Source organism: Paraplanobispora siamensis (assembly GCF_016863175.1).
Lineage (GTDB): Bacteria > Actinomycetota > Actinomycetes > Streptosporangiales > Streptosporangiaceae > Planobispora > Planobispora siamensis.
Genome location: NZ_BOOJ01000030.1, coordinates 83,971 through 108,229 on the forward strand (window position 1 = coordinate 83,971; position 24,259 = coordinate 108,229).

Sequence of the window (24,259 nt, forward strand, 5' to 3'; positions counted from 1 at the left end):
CAGAACAGCGGGCCGCACCCGACTCCCCGGTCAGGAGGTGGCGGCGGGCTCGGCGGGCTCGCCCTTGATGGACTTGATCAGCAGCTGGGAGACGTCCACGACCTCCAGCGTCTCCTTGGCCTCGCCCGAGTTCTTCTTCTCGTTGATCGAGTCGCCCAGCATGACCAGGCAGAACGGGCAGGCGGTGGAGATGGTGTCGGGGTCGGTGGTCAGCGCCTCGTCCACGCGCTCGGTGTTGATGCGCTTGCCGATCCGCTCCTCCATCCACATCCGCGCGCCGCCGGCGCCGCAGCAGAAGCCGCGGTCCTTGTGGCGGTGCATCTCCTGGGTCTGCACGCCCGGCACCTTGGACATAATGTCGCGGGGCTGGGAGTAGACCTTGTTGTGGCGGCCCAGGAAGCACGGGTCGTGGTAGGTGATCTTCTCCTCGATGGGGGCGACCGGGACCAGCTTGCCCTCGTCGACCAGCTTGGCCAGCAGCTGGGTGTGGTGGACGACCTCGTAGGTCCCGCCGAGCTGCGGGTACTCGTTGGCGAGGGTGTTGAAGCAGTGCGGGCAGGTCGCGACGATCTTCTTGACCCCGGCCTCGTTCAGCGTCTCGATGTTCTGCTGGGCCAGCATGTTGAACAGGAACTCCATGCCCAGGCGGCGGGCCGGGTCACCGGAGCAGGCCTCCATCGGGCCGAGCACCGCGAACTTCACGCCCGCGATGTGCAGCAGCTCGGCGACGGCCTTGGTGGTCTTCTTGGCCCGGTCCTCCAGGGCGCCGGCGCAGCCGACCCAGAAGAGGTACTCGGTGTCCTCGGGCATCTTCTCGTCGATGAGCTGGACCTCGAAGTCGAGCTCCTCGATCCAGTCGGCCCGCTTCATTTCGGACATCCCCCACGGGTTGCCCTTGTTCTCCAGGTTCTTGACCATGACGCCGGCCTCGGTGGGGAAGCTGGACTCCACCATCACCTGGTAGCGGCGCATGTCGAGGATGTGGTCGATGTGCTCGATGTCCACCGGGCACTGCTCGACGCAGGCGCCGCAGTTGGTGCAGGACCACAGCACGTCGGGGTGGATGACGCCGTCCTCGCCGACCAGCGGCTTCTCCAGCAGGGCCAGCACGTCCTGGCCGGCGTGCGCGCGCTGCTCCTCGGTCGCCATGAGGTACGGCGCCACCGCGAAGGCGTGGTCGCGCTGGTCGAGGATGAGCATCTTCGGCGAGAGCGGCTTGTCGGTGTTCCACGCCGGGCACTGCGACTGGCAGCGGCCGCACTCGGTGCAGGTGTAGAAGTCGAGGAAGCCCTTCCAGGTGGTGTCCGCGATCTTGCCGCGCCCGAGCCGCTCGGGGTCGAGGTCCTCGTCCTCGAAGTCGACCGGCTTGCCGTCGACGCGCATCTCCGGCGCCGGGCCCAGGGCGTCGGGCCGGCGGGAGAACAGCACGTTCAGCGGCGCGGTGAAGATGTGCAGGTGCTTGGAGTTCACCACGATGACCAGGAACACCAGCATGAAGCCGATGTGCAGCAGGAGGGCGATCTCCTCCAGCAGCTCGCTGGTCGGCAGGATGCTCGCGACCGCCTCGGAGGCGAACGCCCCGGACTCGTAGGGGAAGTTGCCGGTGTTGACGGCGGCGCCCCGGGCCAGGAACAGCGTCCAGATGATGTTGAAGATCATGAACAGGACGAGCCAGGCGCCGCCCAGGTGCGAGCCCGAGAACCGGGAGCCGCGGCCCAGCTTCTTGGGGGAGTTCTTGATCCGGATGACCGCGAAGGCGATCAGGCCCAGGAGACAGGCGACGGCGATGAAGTCCTGCAGGAAGCCGAGGACCGGCCAGGTGCCGATGAGCGGGATGTGGAAGTCCGCCTCACCCGTGATGGCGCCCTGGATGATCGCGCCGTACGCCTCGATGTAGACGGTCAGCAGGATGAAGAACGCCCACATGACGAAGAAGTGCGCGACGCCGGAGGGCGTCCACTTCAGCAGCTTCTTCTGCCCGAAGACCTCGACCAGCTGGGCCTTGACCTCGGCGCCGACGTTGTTCTTGGCGTACTCGATCCGCTCGGGGGCGGGCGGGCCGATGGTGGCGAGCTTGTACAGGAACAGGACGCGGCGCGCGGCGAGCGCGACCGCGGCGACTGTCATGACGAGCCCGATGATGGCTACCCAGAGCACGGGTCCTCCCACAGACGGCGTTGGCTGCCAGCGTACGACCGCCGGTCATCCACGGTGACAAGGGGTCGTCCCGGATCCTACCGGTCGGTAACTTATGTCCGGGAGAGGACCCGCGGCAACCGTGGTCACCTTATGGTTAATTCATACTCCGGAACAATGCTCTAGACACGCCGAACCGCCGCGTGCCCGCCGTACGGTTTCCCCTCCGATTGCCCCGGCATTCCTCCCGGGGCCGGACGGCGGCCGGGAACGCGCAGCTCAGGACCCGTCGATGTAGCGCTGGATCGTGGGCGCGAGCAACTCGATCAGCTCCTCGATGTCGGCCGAGGCCAGCGGTTCGAGCTGTATGACATACCTCACCAGGACCACGCCGAACATCTGGGCGAACGCCACCTCCATCCGGAGCGGCGGGACCCCCAGCGCCTCGGCGACCTTCGCCAGCAGCGCGTGCGTCATGAACTCCCGGACCATGCCGACGACCTGCTCGTTGGTCATCGCCGTGCGCATCAGCGCCAGCACGGGCTGGCGCGCCTGGGCGTCGGAGGTGATCGTGAGGATGAACCTGACCAGCCGCTCGCCGATCTCCTCACGCGGCCCGGCCGTCAGCAGCGGGACGAACTCCTCCGGGTTGACCGGCAGCTCCATCGCCGCGACGAAGATGCCGTCCTTGCTCGCGAAGTAGTGGTGCACCAGCGCCGGGTCCACCCCCGCCTCGCGGGCGATGCCCCGGATGGTGGCCTTGTCGTATCCCTTCTCCGCGAAGATCTTCCGTGCCGCCGCGAGGATCTCACCCCGCGTGTCCGCCGATCCCGGACGGCGCCCCGGACGCCGCCTGCCCGTCGTGGTCACGCGTTGGCCGAGGCCGCGAGGTGCAGGCGGGCGAAGGCCAGCGCCTCGGCCAGGTCGTCGATGCGCTCGGTGCGGCTGGCCGCCTTGCGCGTGTTGATCTCCAGCACGACCAGGCCGCCGAAGCCGTTGCCCGCCAGGCGCTCCAGGATCGGCGCGCAGGGCTGGTTGCCCCGGCCGGGGACCAGGTGCTCGTCCCGGTTGGGGATCCCGACGCCGTCGGCCAGGTGCAGGTGGGCCAGCCGGTCGCCGAGCTTGTTGAACATCTCCCAGGCGTCGGAGCCCGACACCGCCGTGTGCGACAGGTCCAGCGTGACCTGCGGGAAGTCGTACTCGATCGGGTTCCAGTCCGGGGAGTACGGCACGACGTTGTTGCCCCGGGCCTTCAGCGGGAACATGTTCTCCACCGCGAAGATCACATCGGTCTCGTCGCGCATCCGGGCCAGCCCGGTCTCGAAGTCACGCGCGTAGTCGCGCTGCCAGCGGAACGGCGGGTGCACCACGACCGTCTTGGCCCCGAGCCGCTCGGCGGCCTTCTGCGCGCGCTGCAGCTTCGCCCACGGGTCCTTGCCCCACACCCGCTGGGTGACCAGCAGGCAGGGGGCGTGGATGGCCAGGACCGGCAGCTGGTAGTGGTCCGACAGCCGCTCGATCACGTCGATGTCCTGACTGATCGGGTCGGCGCCCACCATGATCTCCACGCCGTCGTATCCCAGGCGCGCCGCCAGTTCGAAGGCGTCCGGGGTCCGTTCCGGGTAGACCGACGCCGTTGACAGCGCGATCTTCGCACTGGGCACCCGGATGACACTCATCGGAGTTCCTCGCAATCACGTCGGAGTTCACCATCGCGGACGTCTGTGTGCCTGCCGGTTCCCCCGCTTCGCTCCCTCACAATGTCAGACTAAGCGCGTCCGGGGGGCAATGGCCTCCGGGCACCCCCCTGCGAGCAGGATCACACGGCCTCTCCTGGCTACGGTGAAGGGATGCCGCGGTTCATGAAGGGGGCCATTCCCAGCCCCAACATCTGGAACACCCCTCACATCTACGAGCTGGAGAACCGGGCCGTCGACCCCGAGGGCCGGGCCGACGCCGCGATGGCCGCCATCCGCCCCTGGACCGGCGCGACCGTCCTCGACGTCGGCTGCGGCACCGGCTATCACCTGCCCGCCATGTCCGCGACGGCCGCGCGGGTGATCGGCGTCGAGCCGCACGCCGACCTCGTGGAACTGGCCGCGCGCCGCTGCCGGGCCCTGCCCAACGTCGAGGTGCGCACCGGCACCGCGCAGGCCGTACCGGCGCCCGACGCCTCGGTGGACGTCGCCGTCGCCCGCTGGGCCTACTTCTTCGGGCCCGGCTGCGAGCCGGGGCTGGCCGAGCTCTCCCGGGTGGTACGGCACGGCGGCGCGGCCTTCGTCATCGACATCGACCCCGCCCGCGGCGCCTTCGGCCGGTGGTTCAGCCAGTCCGTGCCCGCCTACTCGGCCAAGTCCGTGGAGGCCTTCTGGGCCCGCCAGGGGTGGTCCGTCCAGCGCCTCGACCTGCGCATGTCCTTCGAGCGCCGCGCCGACCTCGAGGCCGTGCTGCGCATCGAGTTCACCCCCGCGGTCGCCGAGCGGGCCATCGCCGAGACCCCCGGCCTGGAGATCCCGTACCCCAACCTCCTGCGCTGGAAGCTGTTCTGAGCCCTCTCCCGGCTCCGGGACGCCCGGACCGGAACCGGGCGGGACCTCAGGACGCGCGGGCCAGGCCCAGCCGGCGCACCACCGGTGTCACCGCCCCCGTCAGGAGCAGGACGAGCAGCGGCGCCGCGATCACTCCCAGCAGGAAGCCCGCGATGACGTCGTGCGGGTAGTGGACGCCCACGAACACCCGGGAGAAGGCCATCAGCGCGGCCAGCGGCAGCACGAAGGCGGCCAGGGCGCGCCAGGCCAGCACGAGGGTGCCGGCCGCGGCCGCCGCGATCACCGCGTGGTTGCTGGGGAAGGACCAGTCGCCCACCGGCGGGCAGGCCGCGATGGTGGTCGTCAGCCCGCGGCACGGCCGCTCCTCCCTGACGAGGATCTTGATGAGCTCGCTGGTCAGATAGACGGCGACCACGGCGGCCGGGCCGAGCAGCACCAGGGCCATGTCACGCGGCGTCCCCTTGCGCGCCCGCCACCAGGCCAGCACGAACAGCGCCGCGAAGACGAACAGGCCAGCGTCGGTGCCCGTCTCGGCGAAGGCGTGCAGCCACGCCGGGGCCCCCTGGGCGAACTCGACGATGTCGCGGTACACGTCCGGCCTCCTGAACGACGATGAACGACGGGTGAACAAACGATCTTATGTCCCCCCTCCGCCCCTCCGCCGCCCATTGCGAGAACGCCGCGGGAACACCGGGGCCGGGCTTGACCTTGACGTAGACGTCAAGGCTTACGGTGACGGCGTGAGGAGGACCGGATGCGGATCGGGGAGCTCGCGCGGCGGGCGGGAGTCAGCACCAGAGCGCTGCGCTACTACGAGCAGCAGGGGCTGATCACCGCCCGGCGCTCGGCCAACGGCTACCGGGAGTACGACGAGGAGGACCTCAGGCTCGTCGCCGAGATCCGGTCGCTGCTCACCGTGGGGTTCACGCTGGAGGACGCCAAGCCCTTCGTGGCGTGCCTGCGGTCCGGGCACGAGTCGGGCGCCTCCTGCCCGGAGTCCGTGGAGGTCTACCGGCGCAAGCTGGCGCAGATCGACGAGGAGCTCCGCACGTTGCTGGCCCGCCGGGCCGAGGTGGCCGCGCAGCTGGCCTCGGCGTGCCCCGGATGCGCGCTGAGAGGGCCCGCGGCGGGTCCCCCGGCCATCGAGTCACCGAGAGAGCAGGAATACCGATGATCACTTTGACCGCCGAGAACTTCGAAGAGCAGGTACTGCGCAGCGACAAGCCCGTCCTGGTGGACTTCTGGGCGGAGTGGTGCGGCCCGTGCCGGATGATCGCTCCGATCCTGGAGGAGATCGAGGCCGAGTACGGCGACCGCGTCACGATCGCCAAGCTCAACGCCGACGACCACCCGGAGATCTCCAACCGGTACGGCGTCCTGGGCCTGCCCACGCTGAACCTCTACAAGGACGGCGAGGTCGTCCGGCAGATCAGGGGGGCCAAGCCCAAGCGCATGCTCCTGTCCGACCTCGAGGGCCACATCTAGCGAGGGCCGCGTCCGGGAGGTGCCCCGCCCGGATGCGGCCCGCCGTACCGGGTGAAAGTTGTCGGTGGGTGCGGGTAGCGTGCGGCCATGGCAAAGAAGGTCGGCTATCGCTGCGGCGAGTGCGGTTGGCAGACGGCCAAGTGGGTGGGGCGCTGCGGCGAGTGCCAGGCCTGGGGCACGGTCGAGGAGGACGGCGCGCGCGTCGGCGTGAGCGTGGCCACCGGCGGGGCCGTGTCGGCTCCGGCCGTCCCGATCGGCCAGGTCAAGGCCGAGATCGCGCACGCCCGCGCCACCGGGGTGCCCGAGCTCGACCGGGTGCTCGGCGGCGGCCTGGTGCCCGGCGCGGTGGTGCTGCTGGCCGGCGAACCGGGCATCGGCAAGTCGACCCTCCTGCTGGAGGCCGCTTCCAAGATCGCCCGTCAGCAGACCGTCCTCTACGTGACGGGTGAGGAGTCGGCGGCCCAGGTGCGCCTGCGGGCCGACCGGATCGGCGCCATCCACGACTCCCTCTACCTCGCGGCGGAGACCGACCTGAGCGCCCTGGTGACCCACGTGGAGAAGGTCCAGCCGGGCATGCTCGTCGTCGACTCGGTGCAGACCATCGGGTCCACCCAGGCGACCGGCGTCCCCGGCGGCGTCACCCAGGTCAGGGAGGTCGCCGGCAACCTGGTCCGGATGGCCAAGGAGCGCGGCATGTCCACGGTCCTGGTCGGCCACGTCACCAAGGAGGGCTCGATCGCCGGCCCCCGCACGCTCGAGCACCTCGTCGACGTGGTGCTCCACTTCGAGGGCGACCGCCACTCCCGGCTCCGGATGGTCCGCGCGATCAAGAACCGCTACGGCCCCGTCGACGAGGTCGGCTGCTTCGACCTGCACGAGGACGGCATCGAGGGCATCGCCGACGCCAGCGGCCTGTTCGTCTCCCACCGCACCGAGCCGGTCCCGGGCACGTGCGTCACCGTCACCATGGAGGGCACCCGCCCGCTGCCCGCCGAGGTCCAGGCGCTGGTCGCCAGGACCGAGGCCCAGCAGCCCCGCCGCTCCTCCTCCGGGCTCGACCCCTACCGGGTGACGATGGTGCTGGCCGTGCTGGAGCGGCGGCTCAACGCCAAGCTCGGCGGCTGCGACGTGTTCACCGCGACCGTGGGCGGCATCAAGCTCAGCGACCCGGCGATCGACCTGTCGGTGATGCTCGCGGTGGCCAGCGCGGCCGGCGACCGCGCCCTGCCGCCCGGGTTGGTGGTCCTGGGCGAGGTCGGCCTGGCCGGCGAGCTGCGCCCGGTGCGCGACGTGCGCCGCCGCCTGTCCGAGGCGGCGCGCCTGGGCTTCACCCGCGCCCTGGTCCCGACCGGCTCCCTGGAGATCGGCAAGAACGACCGCAAACAGCGCGCCGAGGGCTCCCTGGTCCCCGTCAACGGCCGCTCCGGGGGCTTCGGCCCCGGCTTCGACGTCGTCGAGGCGGAGAACGTCTGGGACGCCCTGACCCACGTCACCTGACCTCTCCGGCCCGGGCCGACCCGTGACGAGTCCGGTCGTTCCGACACGTCCGAGACTGTCGCCGCTAAGCTGAGTGTCAGAACCCGATCGTGCGCCCCTGATCGCGAGCGGGCTTCAACGCAGACCACGGGGGTCATGTGGCAGCAACGTACAAGGGGCTTGACGAGCGCCGTAGAGCCGTCCTGGCCTCGGTCGCGCCGGGCACCGCGCTCCGCGACGGCCTGGAGCGCATCCTTCGCGGGCACACGGGCGGCCTGATCGTGCTGGGCTACGACGGCACCGTCGAGCGGATATGCAGCGGCGGCTTCGAGCTCGACGTCGAGTTCTCCGCGACGCGGCTGCGCGAGCTGGCGAAGATGGACGGCGCCATCGTGCTCGACTCCGACGACCACCGGATCGTCCGGGCGGCGGTGCACCTGATGCCCGATCCGTCCATCCCCACCGACGAGTCCGGCACCCGGCACCGCACCGCCCAGCGGGTCGCGGTCCAGACGTCCTTCCCCGTCATCTCCCTCAGCAAGTCCATGCGGATCATCGCCCTGTACCTCGACGGCATCCGCTACGTGCTGGAGGAGTCCGCGGCGATCCTGTCCAAGGCCAACCAGGCGCTGGCGACCCTTGAGCGCTACAAGCTCCGCCTCGACGAGGTCTGCGGCGCCCTGTCGGCGCTGGAGATCGAGGACCTGGTGACGGTCCGCGACGTCGCGGTGGTCGTCCAGCGGCTGGAGATGGTCCGCCGGATCTCCGACGAGATCGCGGGCTATGTCGTCGAGCTGGGCACCGACGGCCGCCTGCTGTCCCTGCAGCTGGACGAGCTGGTCGCCGGCACCGACAGCGACCGCGAGCTCGTCGTGCGCGACTACCTGCCCACGACCGGCCGCCGTGTCCGCAAGGTCTCCGAGGCCCTGCACGAGCTCGACCAGCTCTCCCCCTCCGGCCTGCTGGACCTGTCCCAGGTCGCCCAGGTCCTGGGCCACTCCGGCGCCGAGGCCCTGGAGACCTCGGTGAGCCCCCGCGGCTACCGCCTGCTGGCCAAGGTCCCCCGCCTCCCGGCCACCATCGTCGAACGCCTGGTCGAGCAGTTCTCCGGCCTCCAGAAACTCCTGGCCGCCAGCACCAACGACCTCCAGGAGGTCGGCGGCGTCGGCGAAACCCGGGCCCGCCACATCCGCGAGGGCCTGTCCCGCCTGGCCGAGTCGTCCATCCTGGAACGCTACGTCTGAACTCGGCGCCGATACGGCGAAGCTTGCGCCGATACGGCGCGGAACCCATGCCAAGGCTCGGCGCCGGTACGGCGAGACGGAAAACGGTGGTGGTCGGCGCCTCTGCACGGCGGGCAGGGCCGGGGCCGGAACGCGGCTGAGGGCGGGTGTTTCGACGCGCGGTCCGGGGTGGGCGGGGCGCTGTGCGGGCGGGTGTTCCGGCCACCCGCACAGCGCGACCCTGCGTCCCGCCGCGCTCCCACCGGCGAACACGCGCCTTCAGCCCCGCTCGCCCCGGCCTGCGCCGTGCTTCGCCGTCCAAGAGAGGCGGCGGAGCACGGCGGGCGGGGTTCAGTCGGTGCCGGACTCCATCGCGGCGTGGTCGAGCAGTGCCTCGTCGCCGGGGGCCTCGCCGCGGGAGGCGATCGCCTCGGCGCCACCCTCGGGCATGGCGCCGATGAGGCCGGTCGAGGCGGCCTGGGCGGCGCCGACCAGGGCCGCGGGGCGGTTGCCGACCATGCCGAGCCTGGCGTACTGCTCGAGCCTGGAGCGGGAGTCGGCGATGTCGAGGTTGCGCATGGTCAGCTGGCCGATGCGGTCGACCGGGCCGAAGGCGGAGTCCTCGGTCCGCTCCATGGAGAGCTTGTCGGGGTGGTAGCTGAGCGACGGGCCGGAGGTGTCCAGGACGGAGTAGTCCTCACCGCGCCGCAGGCGCAGGGTCACCTCGCCGGTGATCGCCATGCCGACCCAGCGCTGCAGCGACTCGCGCAGCATCAGCGCCTGCGGGTCCAGCCAGCGGCCCTCGTACAGCAGCCTGCCCAGCTGCCGTCCCTGGTTGTGGTAGATGGCGAGGGTGTCCTCGTTGTGGATCGCGTTGACCAGCCGCTCGTACGCCACGTACAGCAGCGCCATGCCCGGGCCCTCGTAGATGCCCCGGCTCTTGGCCTCGATGATCCGGTTCTCGATCTGGTCGGACATGCCCAGGCCGTGCCGGCCGCCGATGGCGTTGGCCTCCAGCACCAGGTCCACGGCGGAGGCGAACTCCTTGCCGTTGATCGTCACCGGGCGTCCCTGCTCGAAGCCGATCGTGACGTCCTCGGCGGCGATCTCGACGGCCGGGTCCCAGAACCGCACGCCCATGATCGGCTCGACGATCTCGATGCCCGTGTCCAGGTGCTCCAGCGACTTGGCCTCGTGGGTGGCGCCCCAGATGTTGGCGTCGGTCGAGTAGGCCTTCTCCACGCTGTCCCGGTACGGCAGGCCGCGGGCGAGCAGCCACTCCGACATCTCCTTGCGGCCGCCCAGCTCGCTGACGAAGCCGGCGTCCAGCCACGGCTTGTAGATGCGCAGGGAGGGGTTGGCGAGCAGGCCGTACCGGTAGAACCGCTCGATGTCGTTGCCCTTGAAGGTCGAGCCGTCCCCCCAGATCTGCACGTCGTCCTCGAGCATCGCGCGCACCAGCAGGGTGCCCGTGACGGCCCGGCCGAGGGGGGTGGTGTTGAAGTAGGTACGGCCGCCGGAGCGGATGTGGAAGGCCCCGCAGGCCAGCGCGGCCAGTCCCTCTTCCACCAGGGCCGCCCGGCAGTCGACCAGCCGGGCGACCTCCGCGCCGTAGGCCGTGGCCCGGCCGGGCACCGAGGCGATGTCGGGCTCGTCGTACTGGCCGATGTCGGCGGTGTAGGTGCAGGGAACCGCACCCTTCTCGCGCATCCACGCGACCGCTACTGAGGTGTCGAGGCCGCCGGAGAAGGCGATGCCGACGCGTTCGCCGACGGGCAGGGAGGTGAGCACTTTAGACACAGGTAGAAGTGTATGCACAAGAGCGTATGACTATGCAACCGGCACCGCCCCTACCGTCTCTTCCTTTGCCCGGCCGGTCAGCGGAGGTGGAAGACGACCTTGCGACTCTTCATGCCGGTGGCGCGGACCGTGGCCACGTAGGTGCCGGGACGGGCCGTGACGCGCTTGGCCCGGCAGTCGGATCCGGAGCGCTGGCGGTCCCACTCGACCACCCGGACGAACGGGATGCCGCGCTCGAACCTGCGCAGGTCCTCGGTCTCACCGCTCACGCAGTCGGCCGACGACCAGACGCGGTCGTCACCGGAGGTGATGCGGATCTCCAGCGCGCGGGGGCCCGTGTCGGTCACGCACATCACCTTGCCGGTGTTGACCAGCGTGAGGATGAACCTGGGCCGCTGGGCCGCGGCGTAGACCTCTCCCTCCCCCTGCAGGCTCAGCACGAGGTCGGCGACGTCGCAGGCGTCGCCCGGCCGCTTGGGCCGGACCGCGGGCTTGACCGGCCGGGGCGTCGGCGTGGCCGAGAGCTGCGGCGAGGGCGAGACGGTGGGCTGCGGGGTCACCGTGATCGTGGGCAGCGCGGCCAGCAGCGGATCCGGGGCGGATGACCGGCCCGAGGGTGCCGTCTGCGCGCTCGACTCGCTCTGCGGGCCGCCCGAGGAGGAGCAGGCCCACGCCACGACGGCGACCACGACGAGAACGGCGATGAGCGCGGCAAGCCGGCGTCGCCAGTAAACGTCCACCCCTATGTCGTTTCGGAACGTGTCCGGGTCCATGCGGACAGTATGGGGAGACCTCTTCCGGGGATGGACACGACCCGCCGCGTCTATACCGTTTCAACGGCCGAAGCTGCGGGTGTCCCGCACTATCGTCAAGAGGTGGCCAAGTCCAACCCCCTCCTGGATCCCGTTCTCGAGTGGTACGCCGCCAACGCCCGCGATCTGCCGTGGCGCGCTCCCGGAGCGGGCGCCTGGCCGATCCTGGTGAGCGAGATCATGCTGCAGCAGACGCCGGTGGCCCGGGTGCTGCCCGTCTGGACCGAGTGGATGGAGCGCTGGCCCACCCCCGCGGCGCTGGCGGCCGAGCCGCCCGGCGAGGCCGTACGGCACTGGGGCCGGCTCGGCTATCCGCGCCGCGCGCTCAACCTGCACGCGTGCGCCCGGGCCATCGTCGAGCGGCACGACGGCGAGGTCCCCGCCGACCACGCGGCGCTGCTGGCGCTGCCCGGCGTCGGAGAGTACACCGCGGCCGCGGTGGCCAGCTTCGCCTTCCGGGGCCGCCACGCCGTACTCGACACCAACGTGCGCCGGGTGCTGGCCCGCGCCGTCTCCGGCGAGCAGTACCCGCCCAAGGCCACCACCGCCGCCGAGCGCGCGCTGGCCGTCTCGCTCCTGCCCGGCCCCGAGGAGGCCCCCGTGTGGGCGGTGGCCGTGATGGAGCTGGGCGCCCTGGTCTGTACGGCCCGCGCCCCGCGCTGCGCCGAGTGCCCGATCAGCGCCGAGTGCGCCTGGCGGCTGGCGGGCAAGCCCGCCTACGACGGGCCGGCGCGCCGGGGCCAGACCTACGACGGCACCGACCGGCAGTGCCGGGGACGCCTGCTGGCCGTCCTGCGCCAGGCCCACGGCGCGGTCCCCAAGGCGGCGCTCGACGTCGTCTGGGAGGACGCCGTCCAGCGCGAGCGCGCCCTCGACGGCCTCGTCTCCGACGGCCTGGCCGAGGTCCTGGACGACGGCACCTACCGCCTGCCCGCCTGAGGCGGGCGCGGACCAGACGGCCCGGCCGGCTCAGGCGGCTCAGGCGGCCAGGCGCAGGCCGAGGGCGGTGAGGTTGGTGCGGGCCCAGTCGAGCTCCTCGGCCAGCACGCTGACCAGCGCGCCGGGCCCCTTGGCGCGCTGCGGCACGGCCAGGTCGTGGGTCTCGACCTCGATGTGGGCGGTGCCGTTCACCGCGCCGGAGAGCATCGCGGTCAGGGTGTCCTCCAGGACCGAGCGGGTGCTCGGCAGCTCGTGGCAGGCGTCGCCCACGTGGTTGTGGACGTGGCCGAGCTTGACCACCGGCGCCCCGGCGGCGGCCAGGCCGCGCAGGGCCGCTCCGGGCTCCTCGGCGCCTCCGGCGAGGAGGCAGGCGTCCAGGCAGACCCCCAGGTGCTCGGAGTCGATGCCGCAGACCCGCTCCAGGGCCTGCTCGGTGGTCTCCAGGACGCAGCCGGGCCAGGGCTCGAAGCCCACCCTGATCGTCTTGCCGGTCACGCTGTACAGGCCGCGCAGCTCGCGTGAGAGCCTCTCCAGCCGGCGCGAGGCGATGGCGTGCAGATCGGCGGGCCAGTCGCGGCGCCAGCCGATGGGGATGGTGGAGATGCTGCCGAAGCGCACGTCCTCCGGCAGGAGGAAGGCGAGGATCTTGGCCAGCGCCATCGTGTAGCGGTAGCGCTCGGGCTTGGCCCAGTCGGGGCCGGGCGCCTCCTGGTGGCGTCCGCCGGTGCCGTTGAGGCTGACGACCTCCAGGCCGCGCTCCTCCAGGGAGCGGCGCAGCCGTACCAGCTCGATCCGGTCGGCGGTGAGATGGTCGGCGACGGCCGGGGACAGCCACAGGCCGATCCCCATCCGCTCCACGCCCAGGCGCTTGCGCACCGGGACCGCGTAGCGGGTCAGGTGCGCGATCAGGTTCTCCAGGTCCTCGGCGGGATGCACGCCCGCGTTGTAGGCCAGGTGAACGAGCGTCCCGTCCTCGTGCCGCAAGCGCATCCGATGCCTCCAGGGGTGCTCTCTGTGGAAGAGACTCGATTGCCCCACACCTGTGGTCCCGGCTTCATGGGCCGGGAGTCCCTTTTCTTCCGGGAGCTCGACCCGGCCTGCCGAGAGCGTCCCGTACGGGCACCGGGCTCCGCGTCACTCCCGGAGCTGATTTCGCAGTACGCCGCTGGGCTGATCTCGGGGCCGGTCCCGTCGCGCACGCTCGGCCGGTGGGCCGTCGACGGGACATGGTCCAGCTCGCTCTACAGAGTGTAGTACTACCTTTGGTGGCGAAGATGCCGCGTTGGATAACAAATAGACAGACCCCGTGGTGAGCGAGCTCACCACGGGGTCGGCCTTTGCCCTGTGCCGGGTTTACCGGATGTCAGTTCTGGATCGGCTCCACGATGGAGGCCGCCGAGTCCGGAACCTTGCCGGGAGTGGTCTCGCCGTTGAAGAGGAACTTGGCGTTGTCGCCCTCGCCCTCGATCGTGACCTTGACCGTCTGGCCGGGACGGAGCTCGCCGTACAGGATCTTCTCCGACAGCGTGTCCTCCAGCTCGCGCTGGATCGTCCGGCGGAGCGGACGGGCGCCCATGACCGGGTCGTAACCGCGGTCGGCCAGCAGCTGCTTGGCCTCCGGAGAGACGTCCAGGCCCATGTCACGGTCCTTCAGACGCTCGGCGACCTGCGAGAGCATCAGGTCGACGATCTTGATGATCTCCTTCGGCGTCAGCTGGTGGAAGACCACGATGTCGTCGACGCGGTTGAGGAACTCGGGCCGGAAGTGCTGCTTGAGCTCCTCCTGGACCTTCGACTTCATCCGGTCGTAGTTCGACTCGGTGTCGTTGGACTTCGCGAAGCCCACCCCGATGCCCTTGGAGATGTCCCGGGTGCCGAGGTTGGTCGTCATGATGATGACGGTGTTCTTGAAGTCCACCACGCGACCCTGGGCGTCGGTCAGGCGACCGTCCTCCAGGATCTGCAGCAGCGAGTTGAAGATGTCCGGGTGGGCCTTCTCGATCTCGTCGAACAGGACCACGGAGAACGGCTTGCGCCGCACCTTCTCGGTGAGCTGGCCGCCCTCCTCGTACCCGACGTAGCCGGGCGGGGAGCCGAACAGCCTGGAGACGGTGTGCTTCTCCATGAACTCGGACATGTCCAGCATGATCAGCGCGTCCTCGTCCCCGAACAGGAACTCGGCCAGCGACTTGGACAGCTCGGTCTTACCGACGCCGGACGGGCCGGCGAAGATGAACGAGCCACCCGGGCGGCGCGGGTCCTTCAGGCCCGCGCGGGTGCGGCGGATCGACCGGGACAGGCCCTTGACGGCGTCCTCCTGGCCGATGATCCGCTTGTGCAGCTCCTCCTCCATGCGGAGCAGCCGCTGGGACTCCTCCTCGGTGAGCTTGAAGACCGGGATGCCGGTGGCGGTGGCGAGGACCTCGGCGATGAGCTCCTCGGTGACCTCGGCGACGACGTCCATGTCGCCGGCCTTCCACTCCTTCTCCCGGCGCTCGCGCTTGAGCTGGAGCTGCTTCTCCTGGTCGCGCAGCGCGGCGGCCTTCTCGAAGTCCTGCGCGTCGATCGCGGACTCCTTCTCGCGCCGCACGTTGGCGATCTTCTCGTCGTATTCGCGCAGGTCCGGCGGGGCGGTCATGCGACGGATGCGCATGCGCGAGCCGGCCTCGTCGATGAGGTCGATCGCCTTGTCGGGCAGGAACCGGTCGCTGATGTAGCGGTCGGCCAGCTGCGCCGCGGCCACGAGGGCGCCGTCGGTGATGGACACCCGGTGGTGCGCCTCGTAGCGGTCGCGCAGACCCTTGAGGATCTCGATCGTGTGGCTGAGGCTGGGCTCGGCCACCTGGATCGGCTGGAAGCGCCGCTCCAGCGCCGCGTCCTTCTCGAGGTGCTTGCGGTACTCGTCGAGCGTGGTGGCGCCGATGGTCTGCAGCTCGCCGCGGGCCAGCATCGGCTTGAGGATGCTGGCGGCGTCGATCGCGCCCTCCGCGGCGCCCGCGCCGACGAGCGTGTGCAGCTCGTCGATGAACAGGATGATGTCGCCGCGGGTGCGGATCTCCTTGAGGACCTTCTTCAGGCGCTCCTCGAAGTCACCGCGGTAACGCGAGCCCGCCACCAGGGCGCCCAGGTCCAGGGTGTAGAGCTGCTTGTCCTTGAGCGTCTCGGGAACCTCACCCTTGACGATCTTCTGGGACAGGCCCTCGACGACGGCGGTCTTGCCGACGCCGGGCTCGCCCACCAGGACCGGGTTGTTCTTGGTCCTCCGGGAGAGGACCTGCATGACCCGCTCGATCTCCTTGTCACGGCCGATGACCGGGTCCAGCTTGCCCTCGCGGGCGGCCTGGGTCAGGTTGCGGCCGAACTGGTCCAGAACGAGGGAGGTCGACGGAGCGGCTTCCTGGGGCCCGCCCGAGGCCGCCGGCTCCTTGCCCTGGTAACCGTGGAGCAGCTGGATGACCTGCTGCCGCACCCGGTTGAGATCAGCTCCCAACTTCACCAGCACCTGAGCCGCCACGCCTTCGCCCTCACGGATGAGGCCGAGCAGGATGTGCTCCGTGCCGATGTAGTTGTGACCCAGCTGCAGGGCCTCGCGGAGCGACAGCTCAAGGACCTTCTTGGCGCGCGGGGTGAAGGGAATGTGCCCCGACGGCGCCGATTGGCCTTGGCCGATGATCTCCTCGACCTGCTGCCGCACACCCTCAAGACTGATGCCGAGGCTCTCCAGAGCCTTGGCGGCAACGCCTTCACCCTCATGGATCAGACCAAGAAGAATGTGCTCCGTACCGATGTAGTTGTGGTTGAGCATCCTTGCCTCTTCCTGGGCAAGGACGACAACCCGCCGTGCGCGGTCGGTGAACCTCTCGAACATCTCGTCGCTCCTCACAGAGCGGTCAGACAGGTCCGGGAGATCCGGGCCCTGTCATCCCGCATGGTAGCCCTGACCCGGCGACCGCTCTATGCAGAAGACGTTCCCCGAGAGCAGGGCGTTCACGCTCCATCCAACTACTTGTCGGGGGTGCGATGTTCCCGATACGCCGCAAGCGAACGACGTTTATTGACCACTGAAACGCATCATGCGGCCATGGCGGCCACCGGACCCCACCGTGGTCGCCATAACCGCACGATTACGATCAGCGGATCGCCTCGCCGGGCACGGCTCAGTGATTCCGCTCGTACTCCTCGACGATCTTGGAGGCGATTCGGCCGCGCTCGCTGACGTTGAGGCCGTGAGACTTCGCCCAGGCGCGAATGTCGGCACTCTTCTCACGAGTCAGCGCCCTCGTGCCGCCGCCACGACGGCGACGGGGGGCGGCGACCGCCCCGGCCCGGCGGGCGCTGCCGACGAAAGGTGCCAGAGAGTCGCGGAGCTTCTTCGCGTTTACGTCACTCAGATCAATCTCATAGCTGGTGCCGTCAAGCGCGAAGGCGACGGTCTCATTGGCCTCGCCCCCATCGAGGTCGTCGATGAGAATCTCCTGGATCTGCTTGGCCATGTATGCAACCCTTTCACGGAGCATTGTTCCATTGCTAGCTAAACATATACCTGCGCCGACTGAGCAGCAATTCCAGGATCTCGGCGATTCTCACGGGGAAGTCGGGGGAAGCCGAGGGAAGCCGGAGGAAGAGCAAGCGGAGAGAAGGGCGAGTCAACCCTTCTGGGACTCGGCCCGGTCGATTCGTTTCGCCTGGCGACGACCTGCCGCCTCACTGCGGAAGAGCTTGAAAACTCCATACACAAAAGCTCCGCCCACGACGACGGGCGGAGTCAACGCGGCTATTACCTCGTACATGTCCTCACTCCGCACAGGCCGACATTCCGGAACGGTGAATTACGGTGGGCGCGGCGACCGGTCCGGAGGCGCACCCACCCGATCGTATCCGCTCACACACGACGATAGCGGCATCCAGGCGCGATGCGCGTCACAGGGTCGCCATACTGGCCCACAACCACCTTAATGCTTCTCTCCAGGCGCCTTACCCGTTGCACCCCGTAAAGTGGCCGGGAAAAGGCTGACATAGTGATCACGCGATGATCATTATCGCCCCGGGGTCAATGTCATCGCAGGTCCTTGACCACGACGGTGCCAGCCGCCTTGTCGTGCAACCCCCGCTGAAGAGGCTTGTCGAGCAGGATGGACAGGCCCACAACGAAGCCGAAGACGGCCATCGCCACGTTCAGCACGGGAATGCCCTCGACCAGCAGAACACCGGGGAAGACAACGGATCTCTTCGCCAGGCCGACGAGCCACGGCGCGCCGCCGCCGTACGGAACCACGCGGATCCCCATCGCTTTCTTACCGAGAGTACGGCCGCTCCCGGCGTGCAACGCATAGTCATAGAGCGTATAAGCGCCAAAGGCCACCAGCCCGGCGAACAACCCCGGCAGCAGCAGGGGATCCGCCGGGCGCACTTCACCCGCGGGAGCGAAGACGGGGTAGAACGCGAAGGACAGAATCCAGTAGAGCGCGACGAAGAGGGCGCCGTCGATGAGGCGGGCGACCAATCGTTCCCACCATTCGGCCCGTGGCGCCGGAACTCCCGGCGGCAGAGAGACGTCTATTGGGACCGGATAGGAGCCGACGGGCGCGAGGGGCGCGGACGCGGGGTGATTCTTGTCTCCGGGGCGCCGGGGAAGATCCATGGCGCTCCTCTCGCCGGAGCGAATGGGTTTGCTCTTCCCTCGGCGTCTACCCGCGAGGCGTTACTCCACACCGTTTTCCCGGTGCTTGTGAACACCGGCGCGCAAGACTTCACGGATCGTCCCGCGCATGAAAGCGGGGCCGGCGGTTCATCCCGCCGGCCCCGACAATCGGAAAACTACTTGATCTTGACGACCGCGGTCGAGGCGGCCTTGTCGTGCAGAGCCTGCTGGTACGGCTTGTCCCACAGCAGCCAGAGCACGTTCACCAGGCTGAAGAGACCGAAGATCCACCCGACGTACGGGATGCCGCGCAGGGCCTGCGGGCCCCACAGGACGGCGCTCCGCTTCATGGCCGCGTCGCCCGGAAGCCCACCGGCGGTCGTGGTGCTCCCGATCTGGACCACCTTGATGCCCATGACCATCTTGCCGACGGTCTGGCCGTTCTGCTTGAGCATCAGGAACTCGTAGGCGAACCAGACCAGGGCCGCGAGCGCGGCGATGAGGATGTTGGCCAGGACGTACCCGCCGGGCTCGGTGAGCTCGCCGGTCTCGAAGTTGAAACTGGGGCTCGTCACGAGGATGGCGGTCAGCGCGAACGTCAGGATGAAGAACGGGATCGCCAGGATGATTCCGTCGATGAGCCGCGCCACCAGACGCTGCCACCACTCCGCGAGCGGAGCCGGGACGCCCTGGGGCATGGCGCCCTGCGGGGCGTAGCCCTGGCCGTAGGACGGGGCCTGCTGCCCGTAGGCGGACGGCTGGCCGTAGGCCTGCTGCTGACCGTAGTCCTGCTGGCCGTAGCCCTGCTGCTGACCGTAACCCGGCTGGGCGGCCTGCTGCCCGTAACCGGGCTGCTGGCCGTAGCCGGGCTGGGCCTGCTGCCCGTAACCCTGCTGCTGGCCGTACCCGGGCTGCTGACCGTAGCCGGGCTGGGAGGCCTGCTGGCCGTAGCCCTGCTGCTGACCGTAACCCGGCTGGGCGGCCTGCTGGCCGTAGCCGGGCTGCTGGCCGTAGCCCTGCTGGCCGTAGGAACCCGTGCCGCCCTGCTGACCGTAGTCCTGCTGCTGGCCGTAGCCCTGCTGCTGACCGTAACCCGGCTGGGCGGCCTGCTGGCCGTAGCCGGGCTGCTGGCCGTAGGAACCCGTGCCGCCCTGCTGACCGTAGTCCTGCTGCTGGCCGTAACCCTGCTGACCGTAGTCCTGCTGCTGACCGTAGCCCTGCTGGCCGTAACCGGGCTGGGCCTGCCCGGGGCCGGTGTTCTCCGACCGGTATCCGACGATCGTCACGTCGGGGTCGAGTCCGCTCTGCCCTCGACCTGTGTTCTGCTGTCCGTATTCCGGCTGCCCCGACGGTGTGCGATCGCGGTCGGGATCATCCTGCGGATACGGCGGCTGTCCGGTGCTCACCGCGTCACCTCACTTCGACTGGGCATGTGGCATATGTCAGACACATGCTTGCTGGAGCACAAGGTATCGATATAGGTAACAACAGTCACCTTTCCCGGGGATCTACGCCCGGGCCATTGTCTCCGAGATGGAGCAACATGCGGGTGTTTCCCAAGGTATTCGGCTTCACGTGCTCCAGGTCGAGGAACTCGGCGACACCTTCATCGTAGGAGGCGAGAAGCTCCGCGTAGACCTCGGGGGAGACGGGCGTGCCCTTGATCTCGCGGAATCCGTGGGAGGCGAAGAAGGCGACCTCGAAGGTCAGGCAGAAAACACGGCGCAGGCCCAGCTCTCGGGCGGTGCCGATGAGCGCGGAGACGATTTTGTGGCCGATGCCCATCCGCCGGATGGAGGGGTCGACCGCGACCGTTCGGATCTCGGCGAGATCCTCCCAGAGCACGTGGAGCGCCCCGCACCCGACGACCCTGCCGTCGTATTCGGCGACCCAGAACTCCTGGACGTCCTCGTACAGCGTGACGGTGGCCTTCTCCAGCAGGCGCGGGCCCGCCCCGGCGTAGGTGTCGACGAGGCGCCGGATCGCGCGCACGTCCGGGGTCCGGGCACGCCGGACCGTGACCGCGCCGGCCGACGGGGGGGTGTATTCGGCTACCTGCTCCATAACCGCCCAGAGTACGTGCTCCACGCCCGTCCATTACGGCTCACCCTTAACCCGGAGCCCGCGGGCATCATGTGACTGATCGTACGCAGTCGATCACGACATGTCCGCGATATCCAGGAAGAGCGAGACGTGACGCCACTGCGGCCCGCGACCTGCGGCGATCTTCACGACAGGTCACAAAAATTCATATAGAAGCAGGACAGTGCACATGTTGATCATCGCTTCGTGAGATCTGTCCGTGATCTTCCGGTTGTGAAACCTCTACCGAGTTGGCAGTTCTGGTTGAGCACGAACCTCCCATTGCACTAATGTCCAGCCTCGGTGTCGGCCTGTAACGAGGGCCGGCTCGCCGAATCTCCGAACCTGGGGAACCGGGGACCCAACCTCCGGGGTGAATCCGTGATGCGCGGCGCATCCGCGGTAGGGCTGTCTCCCGGCCCGAACCCGTCAGCTAACCCGGTAGGCGGCAGAGGAGAGGAGCTCGTTGGTGAAGCGCACGCGCGGTCGCAGGGGAAAGCACGCGGGCAAGCGCGCCCGCGGCCGAGAACGCGTCCCGGGCGGGATCTCCCGCCGGATCCTGGTCATCGGAGCCGTCTTCACCTCCCTGACCCTCCTCACCCCCCTGGGCGCCGCCACCGCCGATCCCGAGCCCGGCCTCCAGCAGCTCGCCAAGCAGGCCGAGAAGCTCCACACGGAGATCGCCCAGCTCACCGAGCAGTACAACGGCGAGCGGGTCAAGCTCAAGCAGGCCGAGCGCGCCTCCGAGGCCGCCAAGAAGACCCTGTCCGCCAGTGAGGCCGAGCTGGCCGAGCGGCGGCACAAGGCCAGCCTGCTGGCGCAGAGCAACTACATGTCCGGCGGTCTGGGACCAGGCCTGGCCTTCGCCACCTCCAGCGACCCCGACGCCTTCCTGGACCAGGCCACCACGGCCTACGCCCTCCAGCAGCGGCAGAGCGAGGAGGTCGCCCTGGTCAGCCGGGCGATCAAGGCCGCCGAACGGGCCAAGGCCAGCGCCAAGGCCCGCACCACCGAGGTCAAGGACCTGCTGAAGGAGATCGGCGACAAGCGCGTCAAGATCGAGCGGCTGGTCGCCAGGGTCGAGAGCAACCTCTTCCGCGAGGTGCGCGCGAAGGCCTCAGGCGGCCGACGCGTGAAGATCGACGTGCCGATCATAGGCAGCGGCAAGGCCGCCCAGGCGGCCCGCTGGGCGCTCACCCAGCAGCTCAAGCCGTACGTCTGGGGCGCCGAGGGCCCCAACGGCTTCGACTGCTCCGGCCTGGTCATGTGGGCCTACCAGAAGGTCGGCATCAGCCTGCCCCACTACACCGGCGACCAGTGGACCGCGGGCACCCACATCTCCAAGAACGAGCTGCGCCCCGGTGACCTGGTGTTCTTCTACAGCGACCTGCACCACGTCGGGATCTACATCGGCGCGGGCATGATGGTCCACGCGCCCCGGACCGGCGACGTCATCCACATCGCCTCGATCGAGGGACGGCCGTTCGCCGGCGGCGTGCGGATCGCGAACTGAGAGCGGCGCGGAGCCGTACCGCTGAAACAGCGCGGTCCGTACCGCGTCGCCGCGCGCCCGGATCCGGGCATGGCGAGATGACGGGTGGAACCGACGGGCGGGGTCTGGGCCCAGAAGTCGCGTAGTGATCAGATCAGGCGGCGGCGTGCCGCCCAGGCCACGGCCTCGATCGCCGTAGCCACTCCAATGCGGTCGCAGATGCCACGGAGCCTGCGCCGGACGGTGCGCCCGCTGATGTCCAGACGGCGCCCCACCCTGTCGACGGTGACCCCCTTGGCGAGCTCCGCCAGGAGGACCAGATCATCGTTGCTCAGGCCGACCTCCCGTGCGCCTGGAAGACTGTCGTCGCGACGGGAATCCACTACAACTTCTGGATATGCCATCTAGAGATCCTCCCCCCGCTCCGTAACCCAGCCGTGGGTTTGATCGGAACCAATGTCGCCCGTCAGGAACGGTAAACGTCTTCTTCAAAGGTCGTCAAGTTCCGAGTTCCATAGTCTGAGAGCCGTTCATTGACATAGTGCTTGCCACGTGAACTACTCACGATATGTCAGCGCCTTTACGGTTAACCCGATCCGCCGGGACCGGCACCCGCGAACGTCCTGCGGTATCGACCGCCGGAGCACTCGCCGGACACGGTTTCACCAGGCGTCCCGGTCGATGAGATCGACTTTCCGGCAGGTCAGACGGCCGATGCGCTCCGCGGTATTTCCCGGCAAAGGGAACGGTCTTCGGCGGGCGGAGTCGTCCCCCGGCCGGACGGCGTGGAGGAAATCGCCGCCCGCCGGGCACGGGATGAGTGCATTTCTCCGCCATTCGGTGTACGGCTCCGCGGGGTGGCGGATCGGCACACACTATGGGATGCACGTGCAAATGAGTTTCGTACCGCACTCCGGGCACGGAGCGGAACGAAAACGCGGAGGGCGTGGCCGCGGCCACGCCCTCCGCCCGGCCGCATGCGGCCGACTGCGCTCGGATCAGGATCCGCCGGTCGGCTTGACCAGCGGGAACAGGATCGTCTCGCGGATGTTCTTGCCGGTGAACGCCATGATCATGCGGTCGATGCCGGCGCCCATGCCGCCGGTGGGCGGCATCGCGTATTCCAGGGCGGCCAGGAAGTCCTCGTCAAGTTGCATGGCCTCCGGGTCGCCGCCCGCGGCGAGCAGGGACTGCTCGACCAGGCGGCGGCGCTGCTCGACCGGGTCGACCAGCTCCGAGTAGGCGGTGCCCAGCTCGGTGCCGAAGCCGATCAGGTCCCACTTCTCCGTCAGCAGCGGGTTCTCGCGGTGCTGGCGGGTCAGCGGGGAGGTCTCCAGCGGATAGTCCATGACGAAGGTGGGCTGGACGAGCGTGTGCTCGACCAGCGCCTCGAAGATCTCCTGGACGAGCTTGCCCTGGCCCCACTTGGGGTCCCAGTGGATCTCCCGGGCGTCGGCCAGCTTCCTGACCTTCTCCAGGGGGGTCTCGGTGGTGATCTCCTCGCCGATCGCCTCCGAGACCGAGCCGTACAGCGTGATCCGCGGCCACCGGGACAGGCCGAGGTCGACCTCCCGGCCGTCGTGCACCACGACCGTGGTGCCCAGCGCGGCCACCACGGCCTTCTGGTACATCCGCTGGGTGAGGTCGGCCATGTCGTTGTAGTCGAGATACGTCCCGTACGCCTCGAGCATGGTGAACTCGGGGTTGTGGGTGGCGTCCGCGCCCTCGTTGCGGAAGTTGCGGTTGATCTCGAAGACCTTCTCGATGCCGCCCACCACGAGCCGCTTGAGATAGAGCTCGATCGCGATGCGAAGGTAGAGCTCCATGTCGTAGGCGTTGATGTGGGTCTTGAAGGGCCGGGCCGCCGCTCCGCCGTGGATCGGCTGGAGCATCGGCGTCTCGACCTCCAGATAGCCCTCCTCGTGCCAGAAGTCGCGCACCGCCCGCACCGTGTCGCTGCGCAGGCGCGCCATCTTGCGGGCCTCGTCGTTGACGATGAGGTCCACGTAGCGCAGCCGGACCCGCGCCTCGGGGTCGGTGAGCCCGGCGTGCTTCTCCGGCAGCGGGCGCAGGCACTTGGACGTGATCGCCCACCGGTCGGCCAGGATGGACAGCTCGCCCCGGCGGGAGGTGATGACCTCGCCCTCGATTCCGACGTGGTCGCCGAGGTCGACGTCGCGCTTCCAGGCGGCCAGGGACTCCTCGCCCACCTTGTCCAGCGAGATCATCACCTGGAGGTCGCCGGAGCCGTCGCGGATCGTGGCGAAGCAGAGCTTGCCGCCGGTCCTGGACAGCATCACGCGGCCCGTGACGCCCACTTTGTCGCCGGTCGCGGTGTCAGCGGCGAGATCGGCGTATTTCTCGCGGATCTCGGCGTTGGTCGCGGTGCGCGGGAAGTTCACCGGGTAGGGGTCGACGCCCTCGGAACGCAGGCGGTCGAGCTTCTCCCGGCGCACGCGCATCTGCTCGGGCAGATCCTCGGCTGGGGTCAGATGGTCGCTCACGGAGCCAAGGGTACCGACACTGCGGAACCGGCGGTGCTGGCGGTGGCACGCCTCCGGTCGCACCGTGTCCCGGCGACGTGCCCGCGTCGCCTCGGCGGCGGGCCCGCGCCACGGTCACGC

Annotated in this window: 21 protein-coding genes and 1 riboswitch; of the genes, 7 read left to right on the forward strand and 14 right to left on the reverse strand. The window is 69.3% G+C overall.

The genetic code is table 11. The annotated features are described in order from the left end of the window. Nucleotides 1-30 precede the first annotated feature (30 nt). The 3 genes from Psi01_RS17875 to Psi01_RS17885 form a co-directional block, all read right to left on the reverse strand. Nucleotides 31-2,157, reverse strand: coding sequence for a (Fe-S)-binding protein (locus Psi01_RS17875; RefSeq protein ID WP_204065165.1), 2,127 nt, complete (start codon nt 2,155-2,157; stop codon nt 31-33). A gap of 258 nt (nt 2,158-2,415) precedes the next feature. Then, nucleotides 2,416-3,006: a TetR/AcrR family transcriptional regulator gene (locus Psi01_RS17880; RefSeq protein ID WP_204065166.1), complete on the reverse strand. Its 591-nt coding sequence runs from the start codon at nt 3,004-3,006 to the stop codon at nt 2,416-2,418. Next, on the reverse strand, nt 3,003-3,815 hold the full coding sequence (locus tag Psi01_RS17885; protein WP_204065167.1) for a sugar phosphate isomerase/epimerase family protein: 813 nt from the start codon (nt 3,813-3,815) through the stop codon (nt 3,003-3,005). Before Psi01_RS17885 ends, Psi01_RS17880 begins: the two co-directional genes overlap by 4 nt. A 171-nt stretch (nt 3,816-3,986) precedes the next feature. Between Psi01_RS17885 and Psi01_RS17890 the strand changes: the two genes are divergently transcribed. Then, the gene (locus tag Psi01_RS17890; RefSeq protein ID WP_204065168.1) at nt 3,987-4,685 is read left to right on the forward strand and encodes a class I SAM-dependent methyltransferase; all 699 of its coding nucleotides are present in this window, start codon (nt 3,987-3,989) and stop codon (nt 4,683-4,685) included. Between the two features lie 46 nt (nt 4,686-4,731). Here Psi01_RS17890 and Psi01_RS17895 read toward each other — a convergent pair whose 3' ends face one another. Further along, the gene (locus Psi01_RS17895) at nt 4,732-5,277 is read right to left on the reverse strand and encodes a phosphatase PAP2 family protein (RefSeq protein ID WP_204065169.1); all 546 of its coding nucleotides are present in this window, start codon (nt 5,275-5,277) and stop codon (nt 4,732-4,734) included. 162 nt (nt 5,278-5,439) lie between these two features. Between Psi01_RS17895 and Psi01_RS17900 the strand changes: the two genes are divergently transcribed. The 4 genes from Psi01_RS17900 (at nt 5,440) to disA (ending at nt 8,890) form a co-directional block, all read left to right on the forward strand. Beyond that, nucleotides 5,440-5,859, forward strand: coding sequence for a MerR family transcriptional regulator (locus Psi01_RS17900; protein ID WP_204065170.1), 420 nt, complete (start codon nt 5,440-5,442; stop codon nt 5,857-5,859). Further along, complete coding sequence (gene trxA, locus Psi01_RS17905) at nt 5,856-6,170, forward strand: thioredoxin (RefSeq protein WP_204065171.1); 315 nt, start codon at nt 5,856-5,858, stop codon at nt 6,168-6,170. Before Psi01_RS17900 ends, trxA begins: the two co-directional genes overlap by 4 nt. Nucleotides 6,171-6,257: 87 nt before the next feature. Next, nucleotides 6,258-7,667 (forward strand): DNA repair protein RadA, encoded by a 1,410-nt coding sequence (gene radA, locus Psi01_RS17910; RefSeq protein ID WP_204065172.1) that lies wholly within the window; start codon nt 6,258-6,260, stop codon nt 7,665-7,667. A 137-nt stretch (nt 7,668-7,804) separates the two neighbouring features. Next, a complete protein-coding gene (gene disA / locus Psi01_RS17915) occupies nt 7,805-8,890 on the forward strand; it encodes a DNA integrity scanning diadenylate cyclase DisA (protein ID WP_204065173.1) in 1,086 nt (361 codons plus the stop codon). 330 nt (nt 8,891-9,220) lie between these two features. Here disA and argG read toward each other — a convergent pair whose 3' ends face one another. After that, on the reverse strand, nt 9,221-10,669 hold the full coding sequence (gene argG, locus Psi01_RS17920; RefSeq protein ID WP_204065174.1) for an argininosuccinate synthase: 1,449 nt from the start codon (nt 10,667-10,669) through the stop codon (nt 9,221-9,223). A 77-nt stretch (nt 10,670-10,746) separates the two neighbouring features. Next, nucleotides 10,747-11,442 carry a hypothetical protein gene (locus Psi01_RS17925; protein WP_204065175.1) on the reverse strand — a complete coding sequence of 232 codons (696 nt, stop codon included), beginning with the start codon at nt 11,440-11,442 and terminating at the stop codon, nt 10,747-10,749. 102 nt (nt 11,443-11,544) lie between these two features. Between Psi01_RS17925 and Psi01_RS17930 the strand changes: the two genes are divergently transcribed. After that, nucleotides 11,545-12,420 (forward strand): HhH-GPD family protein, encoded by an 876-nt coding sequence (locus Psi01_RS17930; protein WP_239127803.1) that lies wholly within the window; start codon nt 11,545-11,547, stop codon nt 12,418-12,420. Nucleotides 12,421-12,459: 39 nt separating this feature from the next. On the opposite strand, the gene Psi01_RS17935 is transcribed toward Psi01_RS17930, so the two are convergent. The 6 genes from Psi01_RS17935 to Psi01_RS17960 all read right to left on the reverse strand — a co-directional run bounded on the left by Psi01_RS17935 (nt 12,460) and on the right by Psi01_RS17960 (nt 20,125). After that, entirely contained in the window at nt 12,460-13,410 is a 951-nt protein-coding gene (locus tag Psi01_RS17935; protein WP_204065177.1) for a TIM barrel protein, read from the reverse strand. Nucleotides 13,411-13,783: 373 nt separating this feature from the next. Then, complete coding sequence (locus tag Psi01_RS17940) at nt 13,784-16,288, reverse strand: ATP-dependent Clp protease ATP-binding subunit (protein WP_204065178.1); 2,505 nt, start codon at nt 16,286-16,288, stop codon at nt 13,784-13,786. A gap of 289 nt (nt 16,289-16,577) precedes the next feature. Continuing rightward, nucleotides 16,578-16,913, reverse strand: coding sequence for a histone-like nucleoid-structuring protein Lsr2 (locus tag Psi01_RS17945; RefSeq protein WP_204065179.1), 336 nt, complete (start codon nt 16,911-16,913; stop codon nt 16,578-16,580). A 563-nt stretch (nt 16,914-17,476) separates the two neighbouring features. Beyond that, nucleotides 17,477-18,061, reverse strand: a complete 585-nt coding sequence (locus tag Psi01_RS17950) for an RDD family protein (RefSeq protein ID WP_275424535.1) — start codon at nt 18,059-18,061, stop codon at nt 17,477-17,479. A gap of 176 nt (nt 18,062-18,237) precedes the next feature. Further along, complete coding sequence (locus tag Psi01_RS17955; RefSeq protein WP_204065181.1) at nt 18,238-19,347, reverse strand: RDD family protein; 1,110 nt, start codon at nt 19,345-19,347, stop codon at nt 18,238-18,240. A gap of 205 nt (nt 19,348-19,552) precedes the next feature. After that, entirely contained in the window at nt 19,553-20,125 is a 573-nt protein-coding gene (locus Psi01_RS17960; RefSeq protein ID WP_204065182.1) for an amino-acid N-acetyltransferase, read from the reverse strand. Nucleotides 20,126-20,462: 337 nt separating this feature from the next. Further along, nucleotides 20,463-20,607: riboswitch (cyclic di-AMP (ydaO/yuaA leader) on the forward strand. A gap of 5 nt (nt 20,608-20,612) precedes the next feature. On the opposite strand from Psi01_RS17960, the gene Psi01_RS17965 reads away from it, so the two are divergent. Beyond that, nucleotides 20,613-21,656, forward strand: a complete 1,044-nt coding sequence (locus tag Psi01_RS17965; RefSeq protein WP_239127804.1) for a C40 family peptidase — start codon at nt 20,613-20,615, stop codon at nt 21,654-21,656. A gap of 128 nt (nt 21,657-21,784) precedes the next feature. Here the strand turns inward: Psi01_RS17965 and Psi01_RS17970 are convergent, their stop codons facing one another. Both Psi01_RS17970 and lysX read right to left on the reverse strand, forming a co-directional pair. Next, nucleotides 21,785-22,018, reverse strand: a complete 234-nt coding sequence (locus tag Psi01_RS17970; protein WP_203872750.1) for a helix-turn-helix domain-containing protein — start codon at nt 22,016-22,018, stop codon at nt 21,785-21,787. 615 nt (nt 22,019-22,633) lie between these two features. Then, the gene (gene lysX, locus Psi01_RS17975; protein ID WP_204065183.1) at nt 22,634-24,139 is read right to left on the reverse strand and encodes a bifunctional lysylphosphatidylglycerol synthetase/lysine--tRNA ligase LysX; all 1,506 of its coding nucleotides are present in this window, start codon (nt 24,137-24,139) and stop codon (nt 22,634-22,636) included. Nucleotides 24,140-24,259: the final 120 nt, after the last annotated feature.